15 protein-coding genes and 1 pseudogene are annotated in these 14,933 nt (G+C 68.4%); 3 read left to right on the top strand and 13 right to left on the bottom strand.

Annotated elements, in window-relative coordinates; genetic code table 11:
* Positions 1-237: 237 nt before the first annotated feature.
* From Q0309_RS01965 to otnI, 8 genes are all read right to left on the bottom strand, one after another.
* Positions 238-855, bottom strand: coding sequence for a GNAT family N-acetyltransferase (locus tag Q0309_RS01965; protein WP_299436894.1), 618 nt, complete (start codon positions 853-855; stop codon positions 238-240).
* Between the two features lie 32 nt (positions 856-887).
* The gene (locus Q0309_RS01960; protein ID WP_299436891.1) at positions 888-1,265 is read right to left on the bottom strand and encodes a transcriptional regulator; all 378 of its coding nucleotides are present in this window, start codon (positions 1,263-1,265) and stop codon (positions 888-890) included.
* A gap of 83 nt (positions 1,266-1,348) precedes the next feature.
* Complete coding sequence (locus tag Q0309_RS01955; RefSeq protein ID WP_299436889.1) at positions 1,349-2,023, bottom strand: YfbR-like 5'-deoxynucleotidase; 675 nt, start codon at positions 2,021-2,023, stop codon at positions 1,349-1,351.
* A 10-nt stretch (positions 2,024-2,033) separates the two neighbouring features.
* On the bottom strand, positions 2,034-3,374 hold the full coding sequence (locus tag Q0309_RS01950) for an MFS transporter (RefSeq protein ID WP_299436887.1): 1,341 nt from the start codon (positions 3,372-3,374) through the stop codon (positions 2,034-2,036).
* 74 nt (positions 3,375-3,448) lie between these two features.
* Positions 3,449-4,363, bottom strand: a complete 915-nt coding sequence (locus tag Q0309_RS01945) for a type 1 glutamine amidotransferase (RefSeq protein WP_299436885.1) — start codon at positions 4,361-4,363, stop codon at positions 3,449-3,451.
* 78 nt (positions 4,364-4,441) lie between these two features.
* A complete protein-coding gene (locus tag Q0309_RS01940) occupies positions 4,442-4,840 on the bottom strand; it encodes a DUF1491 family protein (RefSeq protein WP_299436883.1) in 399 nt (132 codons plus the stop codon).
* 8 nt (positions 4,841-4,848) lie between these two features.
* Positions 4,849-5,847, bottom strand: a complete 999-nt coding sequence (locus Q0309_RS01935; protein WP_299436881.1) for an Rpn family recombination-promoting nuclease/putative transposase — start codon at positions 5,845-5,847, stop codon at positions 4,849-4,851.
* A gap of 1 nt (position 5,848) precedes the next feature.
* Entirely contained in the window at positions 5,849-6,634 is a 786-nt protein-coding gene (gene otnI, locus Q0309_RS01930; RefSeq protein ID WP_299436879.1) for a 2-oxo-tetronate isomerase, read from the bottom strand.
* 108 nt (positions 6,635-6,742) lie between these two features.
* Here otnI and hemN point away from each other — a divergent pair, with 108 nt between their 5' ends.
* The 3 genes from hemN (at position 6,743) to Q0309_RS01915 (ending at position 9,125) form a co-directional block, all read left to right on the top strand.
* Positions 6,743-8,095 (top strand): oxygen-independent coproporphyrinogen III oxidase, encoded by a 1,353-nt coding sequence (gene hemN / locus Q0309_RS01925; protein ID WP_299436877.1) that lies wholly within the window; start codon positions 6,743-6,745, stop codon positions 8,093-8,095.
* A gap of 367 nt (positions 8,096-8,462) precedes the next feature.
* The gene (locus Q0309_RS01920) at positions 8,463-8,678 is read left to right on the top strand and encodes a hypothetical protein (protein ID WP_299436875.1); all 216 of its coding nucleotides are present in this window, start codon (positions 8,463-8,465) and stop codon (positions 8,676-8,678) included.
* 219 nt (positions 8,679-8,897) lie between these two features.
* Positions 8,898-9,125, top strand: a complete 228-nt coding sequence (locus Q0309_RS01915) for a DUF3489 domain-containing protein (RefSeq protein ID WP_299436873.1) — start codon at positions 8,898-8,900, stop codon at positions 9,123-9,125.
* 515 nt (positions 9,126-9,640) lie between these two features.
* Here Q0309_RS01915 and Q0309_RS01910 read toward each other — a convergent pair.
* From Q0309_RS01910 to Q0309_RS01890, 5 genes and pseudogenes are all read right to left on the bottom strand, one after another.
* Positions 9,641-9,898, bottom strand: a pseudogene (locus Q0309_RS01910) (IS5/IS1182 family transposase); the annotation flags it as partial.
* Between the two features lie 177 nt (positions 9,899-10,075).
* Positions 10,076-11,323 (bottom strand): glycosyltransferase, encoded by a 1,248-nt coding sequence (locus tag Q0309_RS01905; RefSeq protein WP_299436871.1) that lies wholly within the window; start codon positions 11,321-11,323, stop codon positions 10,076-10,078.
* 33 nt (positions 11,324-11,356) lie between these two features.
* Positions 11,357-13,618, bottom strand: a complete 2,262-nt coding sequence (locus tag Q0309_RS01900; protein WP_299436869.1) for a polysaccharide deacetylase family protein — start codon at positions 13,616-13,618, stop codon at positions 11,357-11,359.
* Positions 13,619-14,066: 448 nt separating this feature from the next.
* Positions 14,067-14,264 carry a hypothetical protein gene (locus Q0309_RS01895; protein ID WP_299436867.1) on the bottom strand — a complete coding sequence of 66 codons (198 nt, stop codon included), beginning with the start codon at positions 14,262-14,264 and terminating at the stop codon, positions 14,067-14,069.
* Between the two features lie 15 nt (positions 14,265-14,279).
* Positions 14,280-14,609 (bottom strand): hypothetical protein, encoded by a 330-nt coding sequence (locus tag Q0309_RS01890; protein WP_299436865.1) that lies wholly within the window; start codon positions 14,607-14,609, stop codon positions 14,280-14,282.
* Between the last annotated feature and the right edge of the window lie 324 nt (positions 14,610-14,933).

The raw sequence follows: 14,933 nt of genomic DNA, 5'->3' as shown, positions 1-14,933 counted from the left end.
GCCCATGGCGCGGCCCCCAGAGCCCGCAGGCCGCCTTCGCGTCCCATGCGCAAGCCTCCATCCACGGTCCGGGCGGCGGATTGGCCCGCTGACGCGCGCCGACTCCGCCCCGCGGGCGTCTTGCCGGCGTTGCGGCGTCGACGGTCCTGCAATAGCGAACCGAGAAGGCATCCCCCGGATTCGATCCCCACGCCAACACGACCCGACGACCGCGCGCCGGTCGGTCAGGGAAAGCGGTCAGGCGCCGGTCCGCGCCTGTTCCGTCTCCAGGCGGCGACCCCAGAACGCCATCGGCTTGGGGCTCTCCGTTGCGTCGTCCAGGTCGCGCCATGAGAACGTGCAGCGGGCGTTTGGCAGCGGCGCATACCCGCGCCGGCGCCAGAATTCGTCCAGCGGCTGATAGCCCGGCGGGCGGCGCGGGTGATCGACGGGGCGCTCGACGGCGCAGAAGACGGCATGGGTGAACCCGCCCAGGGCGCGCGCGTGCGCCTCGCGGTGCTCGAAAAAGCGCACGCCGATCCCCTGGCCCCGGTAGGCCGGCTCCAGAACCGATTCGCCGAAGTAGAAGGTGGTCGCCACGTCCAGGCCGGCGGCGGCGACGGCGGCGCGCACGTCCTCCGGCTCGCCGGCCAGCGGCACACCGGTCGCGGCGCCAACCACCCGGTCGCCATCCAGCGCGGCGATCAGCACGCCACCGGGGGTCTCGACGTAGGTGCGCAGGTAGCGTCTCTCGTAGGCCTCGTCCCCGTCATAGAGGTACGGGAAGGCCCGGAACACGCTGATGCGCAACCGCGCCAGATCGGGCAACGCGGCCTCCAGGTCAGCGCCGGTCAGGGGACGCAGGGTGATGGGCATGGAAATCAACCCGAAACAGTCAACGCGATGGCTTACGCCGCCGACGCGGGGCCATGGCCGATCAAAACATCGGCCGGGATCCCCAGATGGTCGCGCAGGGCGCGGATCATGGGCACGGTCAGGTCGCGCCGACCGGCCAAGACCGCCTCGGCCTCGGCCTGTCCGCCCAACAGATGCGCCAGATCGTCGAGGGTCATGTCCTGCTGCTCCATGCGGAAACGGATCGCGGCCAGGGGCTCGGGCGGATCCATGGGCATATGCCGATCCTCCCAGTCCTCGACCAGGGCCGCCAGCACGGCGAGTTCATCGTCGTCGGCCGGGTTGTCCGCCGCCATCAGATGCTCGATCCGCGCCAGGGCGGCCCGGTGGTCGGCGTCGGTGCGGATGGGATGGACGGTGACAGGCGGCATCAGATGGACTCCGCGTCGATGCGATCGTACTCGGCATGTGTCCCGACAAACCGAGCCGCGCGAAATGATCCGCATACCGCCCCCTACCGCCGCTCCAGCGCCAGCCTAGCACCGATGGCCTCGAACGTCTCCAGGAAGCGCCGTTCCGCCTCGCGCGAGGGCAGCGGGGTCAAGGTCAGGTCCGGCCAGGGCTTTTCCTTGATGCCCAGCAGGGTCTTGACCTCGCCGGCGCGGAAGCCGGCCAGTTGCACGGCCTCGGTGGCGCCGACAATCAGGTCGGCGCGCTTGACCAGCGCCTTGCGCTCCACGTCCAGGCGCGGCGGCAGGCCGAAGCGCAGATGCACGGCCACCATCAGGCGGTCCTCGACCTCCTTGAAGACGTCGCCGACCACCGCCTTCAAGGGCGTGATCAGGTCGTGGGTAACGTATTCGGAGGCGTCGTGCAGCAGCGCGGCCATCTCCAGTTCGCTGTCGCGGCGGGGGGCGAGCAGCCGGCGCACCACCTCGACCACGACCACCGAATGCTGCGCCACCGACCAAGCGTGATCGCCCTCGGTCTGGCCGTTCCAGCGCGTGTTGCGCGACAGGCCCAGGGCGATGTCGCCGATTTCGATGTCCATGGGTGAGGGGTCGAGCAGGTTCAGCCGCCGGCCCGACAGCATCCGCTGCCACGTGCGCGGCGCGTGCGTGGCGAGGCGGGCGTGCGTTTCCGGCCGGGTCGGCGGCGCGGGCGCCGGGGTACGGGGGCGGGAGGCCATGCGCGCGTCCTCAGGCGGCCGCCTCGGCCTCGACCGCCGGGTCCGCGTCCGGATCGTTGACCGGGTCGGGCGGGGCGTCGAAGTCGAAGGCGAGCTGGCCGTCCTCGTCCTCGGTCGGCAGCAGGGTGTAGGCCACGGCGGTCATGCGCGGCACGATCTGCACCGGGGCCTGCTCTTCCATCGGCACGGACTCGCGCATCTGCATCCGCACCCACGTAAAGATCGCCACGACGATCCCCACGGCGACCACCAGGACGAACAGGCCCGCCGGCCCGATCAGGTCCATCAGCAGCGAGGCGGCGATCGGCCCGGCCACCGCGCCGATGCTGTAGGCCAGCAGCAGGCCGCCGCTGGCCGGCACCATGTCCTGCGGCTCGATCCAGTCGTTGGCCAGCGCGATGGCCAGCGGATACAGGGTGCTCAACAGGGCACCGAACAGGGCCGACAGGCCGAGCAGGCTGGCCACGAACGTCAACGAATCCGCATCCAGGCCGCCGAAGCTGAGCGCCACCACGCCCGCGCCGGAGGCCGCCATGGCCAGACTGACGAGCACGATGACCAGGCGCCGGTCCAGCCGGTCGGACATCCACCCCAGGGGCCATTGCAGCACCAGCCCGCCAAGAATGACGGCCGACATGAACGCCGCCGTGCCCGCCAGATCCAGCCCGAGCTGGCGCGCGAACAGCGGTCCCATGCCGTAGAACGCGCCTTGCGCCAGCCCGGAGCCCAGGCAGCCCATCACGCCGGCCGGTGAAATCCGGAACAGGTGGGTGATGCCGAAGCGGCGCGGGGTCGGCAACGCCGGACCGGGCATGGTGGTCAGGGCGACCGGCACGAGGGCCATCGACAGCAGGATGGACACCAAGGCGTACAGCATATAGCCGGCGGTATCCCCCAATTGCAGCAGGAACTGCCCCACACCCAGGGACAGATAGGTGGCGATCATGTACAGGGACAGGACGGTGCCCCGGGTCTCGCGCGTGGCTTTCTCGTTCAACCAGCTTTCGGTGCACATCAGCAGGCCGGCCATGCAGAAGCCGGCGATCACCCGCAAGACGCCCCACAGGATCGGGTCGGAAAAGAACGCGTGCGTCAGTGCCGCCGCCGAAAAGATCGAGGCCAGGGCGGCGAAGGCCCGGATGTGCCCGACCCGCCGAATGATATGGATGGCGAACAGCGAGCCCAGCACCAGCCCGAGGAAGTAGCCGGACATCACAAGGCCGCTCACCGTCGAGGGCAGGTCGGAGGCGGCCAGGTTGACGCCCAGCAGGGTCCCCAACAGGCCCTGGCCCAGGAACATGATGCTGACGCCGATCAGCAAAGAGGCAATGGAACGGAACGTAAGCCACATGACGGCGGGGCTCCGGTGGGGCGGAAACGACGATGATACGGATTGGGATGATACGGATTGGAACGGGACGGCGCTTACCGATTGCCGAGCGATGGCAACACCTGATGCTCGATCCAGTTCCGGACCTCGGTCAACCGGGTCGAGGGGTCCAGAATGTCGCGGTCCACGCCCAGACGCCACGCCAGGTCGCGGCGCGCCGGATCGACGGCCAGGGCATCGGCCTCCGCCGTGAAACGGCTGACGGCCTCCGGGTCCGCGAACAGGCCGGCGGCGATCAGGGCGTCGGTGTGCAAGGTCACCAGCCGCGCGATCTCGTGCAGGTCGAATTCGGGATGGTACTGAATACCCCAGAAGACGCCGTTGCCATGGCGGATCTCGGCGGCCTGGATCGGGCTCATCGCATTGCCGGACAGCATGACACAGCCCGGCGGCGGCCGCGTGATCTCGTCGGTATGAATGGCCACCGCGTCGAACACCGACGGTCGGCCACGATACAGGGGATGCGTCCGGCCGCTCTCGGTCAGCGCGATCTTGCGGGCGACGCCAACCTCGCGCCCGCGTGGGTTGGCCTCGACCGTGCCGCCGGCGACCACGGCGGCGACCTGCAAGGCCCAGCAACTGCCGAAGTAGGGCCGGCCGGTGTCGAATACGGCGCGCGACAGGTCGAGCTGGCGCGTGACCTCCGGGGTCATGGCGGTGAGGCTGAGGGCCGAGCCGGTCCAGGCCACGGCGTCGATCTGGCCCCAGTCGAGGCCGCCGGGTAGCGCCTCGGCCCCGGGGTCGGCGGCCTGGACGACCGCGCAACGCGAGCCGGGCGGGGCCAGGGCCAGCAGCACCTGACAGTAGAGCGCGCCGGCGACCGTGGCGCCGGCCTGTTCGATGGCGCGGCGTCGGTCCGCCGGGTAGCCATCCACCACCAGGAACCGCACCGGCGGCCCGTCCAGGGGACGAACCGCCGACAAGGACTCTGCGATACGCGAGGCGGCCACGCCAATCACCTCCAGGGGCGGCGCCATCCGGGCCGCGAACGGGAAACGGCCGGACGATGCCCGAGCGGTCAGGTTGGATCAAGCGCGCCGTGCGCGGAACAGGGCTTCCGCCGCCGCACGGGTCGGGTCGGGTTCCGGGGTGGTGTCCAGCACCGGGTCGTCGAGCGGGAATCCCGGCTCGGGCGGCTCCAGATCCAGCACCCACAGGTCGGGATCGCGGGTGATGGCGCGGTCGATGGCCGCGTCGGCGGCGGCCGCGTCGGCAAAACCGGGGCGGCCGAGCCGCATCCAGCCGGCGGTGCCGTCGGGAGCGGTGGCCGGGCTGTAGAGGTCCACCCCGCCCGCCGGATCGCGTACGCGCAACAGCAGGTCGCCGGCGGTGTCATCCCCCCGCCGGGCCACGGCCGCGAAGCCGCCGCGCGTCTCGACCAGACGCAGGATGGCGCGGGCGCGCAGGCCGGCGGTCAGGCGGGGCATTGGCGGGCCTAGTGCCGGAAAGACTCGTCGAACACGGCCTCAGGCGTCGGCGCCGTTGCCGCCCGCGCCAACAAGGGGCGGAGGTCATGCAGCGCCAGCGCCGACAGCCGATCCCGGGTGGCCTGTGGCAACCGCCCGAACCGGCTTTCTAGAACCTCGGCCACGGACTCGCGCATGGCTTCTGTCCGACCCTGTTCAAGCCCCTGTTCAAGCCCCTGTTCAAGCCCCTGCTGGCGTCCTTGTGCCATCCATTCCTGCGCGGCCAGCGAAACCATGGCGTCCTCCCGCTGCGGTTTGGCGCGGACGGCGACCTGATGCCAGTCGGCCCCTGTCAACCGTGCGACCACATGCAGGATATAGCGGATCACCTGGCGCTCCAACAGGGTGTTGTCCGGCAGTGCGGCTACGATCTCGACCAGCCGGTCCAGCGGCGCGTCATCGCCAGTGCCGATGCGCAGGGCCATCAGCACGGCGCGCACATGCGGCGCCGCCGACAGCGACTCCGGCGCCATGCGGCCCAGGTCGCGCACCGTATAGCGGAAATCTCGAACCACCGGATGCAGGTCGTCGTCCAGGTCCAGACTGTCCAAGAGCGATGTCGGCACGCGCCACGGGGCCTGGCCGTGGTACAGAACCAGCGGCAGGATCGGCGGCAACCGGCTCGCATCGCCGGGGTGTTCCCGCACGTGGCGTTCCCAGATGCGCACCATGTAGCCCAACACTTGCAACGGCGTACGCGGATCGGGCGTGCTCTTGTGTTCCAGCAGCACGTACAGGAATGCGGGTCGCCCCGTCCGCAGTGTCACCGAGAACAAGCAATCCCCGGTGCTGTTTCGCAAATGCGCGTCGACGAAATGGCCGTCGAGCAGACGCGGTGGGTCATCGGACATCAAGCCGGCGATCTCCGTCGGTAACTGCTCGCGTAAGAGCACCGCCGCGTCGCCGGGATCGGACAGCAAGGGCCGGAAGAGGGCGTCGTGGGGTGTGTCGGGAGGCTGCGTGGCCATGTCAGGCCCCAATCCCCCACGGCCGCGCCCAGCGCAGGCCGGGCAGGGTGCCGGCGCGGGGGCGGTATTCGCAGCCGATCCATCCCGCATAGCCGTGCGCGTCCAGCAGGTCGAACAGATAGGGCCAGTTCATCTCGCCCTGGGCGTCGGGCTCGTGACGGCCGGGCACGCCGGCGATCTGGATGTGGGCGATGTGGGCCAGGGCGGCCTCCAGCGTGTCGGTTAGCGCGCCGCGTTCCATCTGCGCGTGGTAGACGTCGTACAACAGGCCGAGGTTGGGGTGGTCCAGGTCCTCGATCACGCGCAGGGCGTCCTCCGGCCGGGTCAGGAAGTACCCCGGCATGTCCACCGGGTTGATCGGCTCGATCAGGATGCGCACGCCCTGCTCGCGTGCTCGGTCGGCGGCCCAGGCGAGGTTGTCCAGATACGTGTCCAGTGCCGGCCCCCAGTCCTCCTCGGCCACCACGCCGGCCATCACATGGATTTGCTCGCACTCCAGGAATTCGGCGTAGTCCAGCGCCAAGTCGAGCCCGTCGCGAAACTCCGAGTCGCGCCCGGGCAGCGCCGCCAGCCCGCGTTCCCCCGCCGCCCAGTCGCCCGGCGGTGCGTTGAACAACACCATGGCCAGCTCGCTCACGGCCACCAGGTCGCCGATCTGCTCGGCGGAAAGTTGGTAGGGGAACTGGCACTCGACCCCCTTGAACCCGGCGCGCGCGGCGGCGGCGAAGCGCTCGGCCAGGGGGACCTCGGTGAACAGCAGGGACACATTGGCGGCGAAGCGGGGCATGGGGCCAGTTCTCCCGGTTGACCGGCGGGCTCTTACGGAAAATATAGGTTTTTTGCCGCCCCAGGCGCGTTAAAATGCGGCCCATCTGGAAAGGACGGACGCCTCATCATGACCATTCAGGACCTGGCCGCGAAGTATGATCTGCGGCTGCCCCGGTATACCTCGTACCCCACCGCCCCGCACTTCTCGCCCGAGGTCGGCCCGGAGACCTATGCGCGCTGGCTGGGCGAGCTGGACCCGGCGACGCCGCTGTCGCTGTACACCCACATCGCCTATTGCGAGGAGATGTGCTGGTTCTGCGGCTGCCACACCAAGATCGCCAAGCGCTACGAGCCGATCGCCGACTACCTGGAGGCGGTTCTGGCCGAGATCGACCTGATCGCCGGCCTGCTGCCCGCCAAGATGGGCTTCAAGTTCATGCACTTCGGCGGCGGCAGCCCGACCGTGCTGTCGGCCGGGGACTTCCAGCGCCTGATCACCCACCTGCGCGCGCGCTTCGACATGCTGGACGGCGCCGAGATCGCGGTGGAGATGGACCCGCGCACGGCCACCGAGGACTACGTCAAGGCCATGGCCGCCGTCGGCGTCACCCGCGCCAGCATCGGCGTGCAGGACTTCGACGAGCAGGTGCAGGAGGCGGTCCATCGCGTCCAGCCGTACGAGCAGGTGGTCCAGGTCATCGACTGGCTGCGCAAACACGGCATCACCGACATCAACATGGACCTGATGTACGGCCTGCCGCACCAGACCACAGAAAGCATCGAACGGACCATCGACCGCGCGCTGGCGCTGAAACCGCACCGGGTGTCGTACTTCGGCTATGCCCACGTGCCGTGGATGCGCACGCACATGAAGATGATCCCGGAAGAGGCGCTGCCCAGCGTGCCCGAGCGCTGGAGCCAGTACCTCAACGGCTCCAAGCGGTTCGAGCACAACGGCTATGTCACGGTCGGCCTGGACCACTTCGCGGCACCCGACGACGAACTGGCGTTGGCCCTGAACAAGCAGACCCTTCACCGCAATTTCCAGGGCTATACCACCGACACCGCGCCGGCCCTGATCGCCTTCGGTGCGTCGGGCATCGGCTCGCTGCCGCAAGGGTACGTGGGCAACCAGGGCGAGATCGGCGCCTACAAGCGCACGGTACGCGAGGGCACGCCGCCGATCACGCGCGGGCTGGAGGTCAAGCACGAGGACAAGCTGCGCCGCGCCATCATCGAACGCCTGATGTGCGACATGGGCGTGGACCTGGAAACGGTGGCGGCGGAATACGGCGCCTCGCCCGCCGACTTCGAGCCCGAACTGTCGCAACTCGCCGACCTGGAAGGCGACGGGGTGGTGGTGCGCGACGGCTGGCGGCTGCGCGTCACCGACCTGGGCCGGCCGCTGGTGCGGGCGGTGTGCGCCAAGTTCGACAAATACCTGAACGTGGGCGAGAAACGGCACAGTCAGGCGGTGTGAGTCCGGCCTCCGGAAAGCGTGACCTTACCGGACGCCCGGAGCCGCGCGCCCCTAAGGGGCGCCGCGGCGACAAAAACAAAGACTCGGCATCATCGGTGCGTCGAAGTGATCCTGACCGGACGAGTCGTTCCTATCGTCGCACGGTATTATGGGTCTGGAGACGATTCCCCTGAATCGGCTCCGGGGCCCGGCAAATTTGTTCCGCGAGGAATGACCCCCACCCATCGGCGCGGGACGCGACGATGGGCTTTTCAAAAGACCCGGCCAGGGGAAATTTGTCGGGGCGCGGGGTTGGACCGGCGCGGCGCGGGTCCACGGCCTTCCGGAGACCTGCAGGGATGGTCGCGCGCTTAGGACCCGGACGACATTGGAGACCGAAAAGGCCATCGTCGGGCAGGCTTTCAGCGGACAGACGGCAGGCTTCGTCGGGCGGCCGCTGACCGCCTGCACCGTCGCCCAAGTTTCCTTTGTCTTCCTTGCGGCAGGGATCGAGGGCGTAGGCCGAGACGCCGAGAGGCGGCTCGGTTCACGAGAGCCCGACGCGCGGCGGCAAAGCCGCGCAGACGCCACCATCCTGGTGTGACAACTGATGCATCGGTGACCCAAAACGGGTACGACTCATCAGCTTCAGATTTGCGCCCAAGTCGGTTGCTCGGATCGCACGGCCTCGTTCCCGAAACCGGACGTTCTCTTGGCTTCGGCGATGACCAGGATGCACTCCTTCTCGTCTTCCATCCGGCCCTGACGGGAGATCCCCGTTGGCCCAGACGGTGACGCTCGTCAAGACCACCCGTTCTGGCCCGTGGGCGACGACGCGCCCTCGGAGCACGCGCCCACGGAACCCACCGAGACGGTGTCGGCCGAGCCCGCCACCCGACGGGTCCGGGGCGACACCAAGCAGGCCTTCGTGGTTGACATGCTGCGGCGGCCCGAGGGAGCCACCATCGCCGAATTGGTCGAGGCCACCGGATGGCAGCCGCATACGGTTCGCGGCCCTTTCGCCGAGGCCCTGAGGAGAGACTGGGCCTGACCGTCACCTCCGAAAAGGAGGGCGAACGCGGCCGGGTCTAACGCACCGACCCGGATGTGGTCCTCGCCTGACCTGGGTCATACTGGGTCCGACACGCCGCCTCGGAGGAGCCGGGGCGGCGCTGTCCACAGCCGGCGCAGCAGGTAAGATCGGACTATGCTGAGGGCCGTGAAGATGAAGCCGATGGCCAGCGCATCGTCGAGATGGGCCGTCATCCTCGCCCACGTTGAACGTAGTCCAGGTCCCCATGCCTAGGACAGGAAGACCTGAAATGGGTTTAGTCACGAGCGTGGAAGCGTCCGCTCTGTGGCGCGTCATCAGCCAACTGCCATTGCAAGGATAGAAGCGCTAACCAGCCCACACAGCGCGTCGCGACTGTTCGGGCGCACAGAGTGGGCGAGAGCGTCGGATTGAATCGGTCACGTCTGGCCTCTCTCGGGTTCGAAATCGGCTGGGTTGGTCGACGCGCCGATGGCGGCGAAAAGGGCGGCGACGGCCTGGGCCGTGTCGGTGGCCTTCTGGCGGCGCTTGGCGGGTTTGTCCTCCCAATCCTGCGGCGCCTCACCCGCCTTGATGGTGACGTTGTTCTCGCGCGTGTTGCGCTGCTTCGGCCCCGGCACGATGGCGGCATCGATCATCGGCCCGCCTATCGCCAGAAAGCCCAGGTCGCGCGGAGCGCCGTCGAACGGGGCGAACAGGTCCTCGACCACCTTCGCCGGGACCAACTGTTCGCGGTAGAGCCAGACCGTCGGGCGGCCCGTGGCTCGGTCCGGCCGCCAGGCGGCATCCCAGCCACCACGAACTGAACCCCGTCAACAGAAGGCCCGGAACCAAGGCCGGCTCCAGCCCGCCGCTCCAGCGCGGACCCAGCACGGTCGCGATTCCGGCAAGGATCAGGCCATACCCGGCGAGCAGGGCCAGCATCGCCCCGATCCGGCGCAGTGTCATCATCATGCGCGCACCTCCGCGAGGGCGGCCTCGCGCTGCCGCAGGGTTCGCCGCCATTTCCCCCGATCGCGACGCATCAGGCCGAGAGGGAACCCGACCAGAAAGCTGGTGAACAGCAGGCTCCAATAGTAAAATGGGTAGAATGGGCCGAGAAGAAATAGCCGCGCGTAGGCTGTCCAGGGCTTGCCGTCAAGCGCCGCGGCGCAGATCAACTGGGCACTGAAAATCACCACGCTGCCCAGCAGGTAGATCGACAGATCCTCGGCTTCGGGGATCCAGCCAAGGCTCGCACCCTCGGTCGCGAACAGAAAATCCGCAAGAAGCGCGCTGGCGGCCGCCAGGCTTGCGAAGATCCAGCCGACATTGAATGTTGCGGTGACGGCGACCGGCAACTGGCGCGCTCGCGGCCGGGCCGCCTTCAGGAGGTGATCGCGCCCGCATCGACCCATTCCCATGCTCCAGCGTCGGCGCTGGCGCCACAGCCCGCGGATCGAGGGCACCATCTCCGCTTGGCAGACCCAACGCCGCTCGTAGCCGAGGCGCCATCCCAACTCTTGCAGGCGCCAACTGGCGTCGATGTCCTCGGTCGCGGTGCAGTCGCGCCAGCCGCCGATCGCCTCCAGGGCGCGACGGCGGTAGGCGACAAAAGCGCCCGAGACCGTCAGAAGGGCGCCCCAGTTCGTCTCCGCCGCCTTGATCAGCCCGATCACCGCAACGTAGTCAAGGTGCTGAAACTGTTGGATCAGCCGGGTCGGCTGTGCCGGCCAGATCTTGCCGGTCACGGCGCCCAGCGTCGGGTCGCGGAACCGGGCCAACATGACGCGCCAGTCCTGACTGACCGCCTGCGTGTCCGCATCAAGGCAGACCACGAGTTCGGTCCGGACGGCACGCAGTGCCGCATTGAGCGCGCGGGCCTTGCCCCCGTTCGTTTCCAGCCGCAAAACCCGCGTCTTCCGGGGCAGCGCGACATCGTCCGGCATTCCCCGAACGGACCCGTCGTCGATCAGAAGAATCTCTCGCGGCTCCGGACTGACCCCGGCCAGCGATCGAGCGCTGACCAATGCCCCTTCCGGCTCGTTGTAGAAGGGGATGATCACGGTGTAATCCAGGGCCGTGTCGGTGGTCGGGTCTCGCTTTGAGGCCGCAGGCCGCGCAAGGTCGATCAGACCGTAAATGGTCCACAGAACACTGACGCAGAAGGGATGCGCCAGCAAAAACACAAAAAGCCCGTCGGCCACGAACTCCGGCATGATGAGTGCCTCCCCTGGTTCCGCCGTTCGAGGTCACTCGGTCAAGCGGTAGATGTCGCGGAATGTCTGAAGTGCCTGCGCGAATGCGCGGTCCTCTGGATAGGCGGCGCCAAGGCGCGCGATCCGCACGTTCGCCCGGGCCGTGCGCCCGGCGAGGACGTCCAGGGCCGCGCGCGCGAGCACGGCTTCGGGATGGGCGGCCGCTTGGTCGTCGAGCTGCAACAAGACGGCCTCTATCAACGGGCGCGCCGCCGTGTGCCGAGCGTAGGTCAGATAGGCGAGCCACCATGCCTGCTCGACGGCGGGATCCTCCGGCAGAGACAGCGCCACCCCCTCCTCCCCACGGCCGACCGGAATGCGGCCGATTCGGTGGGGCGCCCAGGCGGGCTTGGCATAGCGCGACCCGCCAAACAGCAGGAAGTGCCGGAATCCAGCGGCGCGCGCGGCGCGCTCGGCGAGCCGATCGAATCGCCCGTAGGGCCAGGCCAGAACGGTCACGCGTGCGCCCGTGAGAGACTCCAGCGCGGCGCGCGAGCGGGCGAGATCGGTCCGCACCCGCTCGAAACGCTCGGCGTCCGTCTCCGTGCGCTGGGCGTCCGCCAGCCAGCGCCGCGCCATGGCGGCGGCTTCCAGATTCGTCCCTTCCGGCCCCTGACCGACATAGGTGTGCAAGGCATGGCTGTGAGAGACGAGCTGGACAAGGTCGGAGTCCGCCAACTGCTCCAGGGTATCCCAATCCATTTGCGGGTCGGTTCTCGCCTCGTCGAGGTAGGCGTCGGGTCCATTGAGCGGGCGCGTGATCACGGACAGCGTGTACGGATATCCGAATTCGACCGCCAGAGGGTGGAAGTGCCGGGCGACCGATTGCGCCGCATCATCCACCGTCAACACGACCGCTTTTGCCGGCAAATCCTGCGCGTAGCCCTGCAGCATCGCGGCCTGAAGGTCCCGCAACGGGATGACCGAAAAGCCCCGGTCGTCCAGGAAGCGGAACAGCCGTCGGACGTAGCCCGCGCTGTTGCTCCACGCCGGGCCGTCCGCACGCGCCGGCCCAGGCGTGAAGCGGTGAAGCGCCAGCACCGGCACGATCGGGTCCGACCCGGCAAGCAGCCCCTGATCGTGCAACGCCGCGAACAGCACGAGGGTCCAGGCCGTGCTGTCGGGTGGAAACCGGGCGGGGGTCGGACCCTGGTCCAGTGTGTCGGGCAGCGCCAGATGGTGGGGGTCCGCCTGCGCCCGCGCTTCCCGCATCCGGTGCGCCAGCGTGCGGACGCGCTTGAAGTGCCGTTCGGTCCAGGCGGTATCCAGGTACCAAAGGTATTCTGATACCGGGGCCGTGCGCATGGCCGCCGCCGCGGCCATGTGTTCTTGGTCCGGCCGGTTCAGATCCAGGGTGGGCACCAGCTTGGTGTCGGGTTGCGCCCAGAACGCGTGCTGCCCGACCACCTCGCCGGACCAGACGGCCGGATAGTGCCACAGCGACCAGTAGATCATCGGCTGCACGGCCTCCAGGCCCGCGGCCGTCAGCGCCGCATAGTCCTGAGAGACCTCCTTGAACTGCGGCGGCAACAGGTAGCCGCCCCAGGCGACCTCGGGCCAGCGCGCCTTGGCCTTGCGGACCATGGTTTCCAGCCAACTGGCCACGCTGGTCTCGCGGATATCGCCCCAAATCGCCCGATTGAGCGGGTCGCGCAGTCCAAGCTCGCTCCAGGTTTGGCCCGTACGCTCGCGGTACACCTCGGCGAGCGGTCCGTCGCCACCGTCCGGCCAGGTGTCGTACCGGATCCAGTCAAGCGAGATACCGTCGAAGGCATAGGTCTCCAGCAGCTTGGTCAGGAGAGTCGTCTGGTAGTTGCGCACGGCGGGTACCGCCGCATCAACAAAGACCGACCCGTCGCCCGCGGTATAGCCGGCCTCCGGAAAGGCGCGCGCCGCGACGGAATCGTGAAACACCGGCCACCAGGCCCAGATCTCGATCCCCAGCTCGTCGCCCCGGACGAGCATTTCTTCCAGCCAGGCGGAGTCTTCCCAGCCTTCGGCGGTGACCTCTCCCGGCAACGCCACCAGCAGTTCGCCGGATTGCAGCACCCGGTCGGTCCGCTGACTGTAATAGTCGTCTTCGTCCTGCTTCACCAGGACGTCGATGCGCGTGATCCCCGCCGCCTTGGCCTGCTCCAGAATCCAGACCCAGCCGCCTTCGGTCACGGTCTCGGTGGTCCGGATCGCGATCGCGTGATCGGCCCGCGTGCCTGACGGCGGCCCGCTCGCACGCAACGGCGACGGGAGCGTCACCATCCCGGCCAGCACCAGCAACAGGATCGCCGCGATAGCGCCGCTGACGTGCCGCGGGCACCCCTTGGCGGCCCGCTCCCGGTGCGGGGCCGTCGCGCAAATGTCCCCTTGGCCAGCCACGCGGGCCAGCCAACGTCGCCCTAAATCTCCACCCATCCCATCCTCGCAGTCGTCCGGCGTGCCGCAGCGTCCACCGCTGTCTTAGCCTTGAGTGAGGGTCTTGTTTCTATCTTCCATTGATAGCATCGCCGACTAACTGGCAGACCCTATTATCAAGACCTGTTCTAATCTGCAAGTCCTGCTGACGGGATCAATGTGTGATTCCTCCGTGAAATTGCACTCACGGCGGAGGATTCACTCCTGCCCGCGTCCAAGGCGAGCGTGCGCGCCTTGACCGGGGAAGCGTGGTTGGAAGCGTTCATAGGATGGGCTTTGCGCGCCGAATGCGGCTTCAATGAGGCCGGGGTATGACCGCGCCGGAAGTCGCCAGCGTCGAGTGCGGCAGGCGTGAAGGTGGTCGAGCGAAAACAAAATAACCGGCCGTGCTGGCCAGGCGCGCCGGCACGGCGGCGGCCAGGGGCTTGTCCTCCAGGCCACGCGTGGCCTGCTCGATCAGGCGGCGGTCCAACACCCCGACCATGGTGCGCATCAGCCCGCCCGCGCCTCACACGGCCAGGGGCAGGAGGCGATTGGCTTGGTCCTGCCAACGGAACCAGAGCGAGCGGTCGTCTTGTCCGCCCTCATCGTCCTCGCCGTCGATCGCCTCATCGGACGGGTGCGCGGGCGCGGAGTCGGTCGGCGGGTTACCGTCTTCAGCGTCCGCCATCGCCTGTCCTGGTGACGCATCGGGATCGGTCCCGTCGGGCCACCCCAGACTCGCCAGCGCGGCGGCGACACGGAATTCGGCGGAGCCGTCGTCGGCCGCCTTGATCCAGGCCGAGCGCAGGCGGGGCGGCGGAGACAGCTTCTCTTTGGCCTCCTTGCTGGAGACCATCCAGGCCACGACCTCGCCCAACCCCATCAGGGCGGCGCGGGCGCCGTCCTTGTGTACTGCGCCGCGCGCCGACCTTGGCCGCCTGACGGGAGAGGTGTGCCCGCATGAGGCCAGACAAGGAAGTAAACGCAACAATCCCAGATTCCGAAGGTGCGCGCTTTATCAAAACGCAGGGCTTTGAACCCCATCGAGAAAAGCGCAAACGCGCCCGCAACCTCCCATGGCGCACAAACCCCTGATCGCACAAATCCTTGGCGCCCAACTGCGGAACTAAGGTTGAAACAACGCAAGAACCCGGCCGGAGCCGGGCTTGGATCCTGCGTT

This window comes from uncultured Rhodospira sp. (genome assembly GCF_937138205.1).
Taxonomy (GTDB): Bacteria; Pseudomonadota; Alphaproteobacteria; order Rhodospirillales; family Rhodospirillaceae; genus Rhodospira.
Note: the sequence above shows the minus strand (reverse complement) of the source record. Positions and strands in the feature narration are given on the sequence as shown.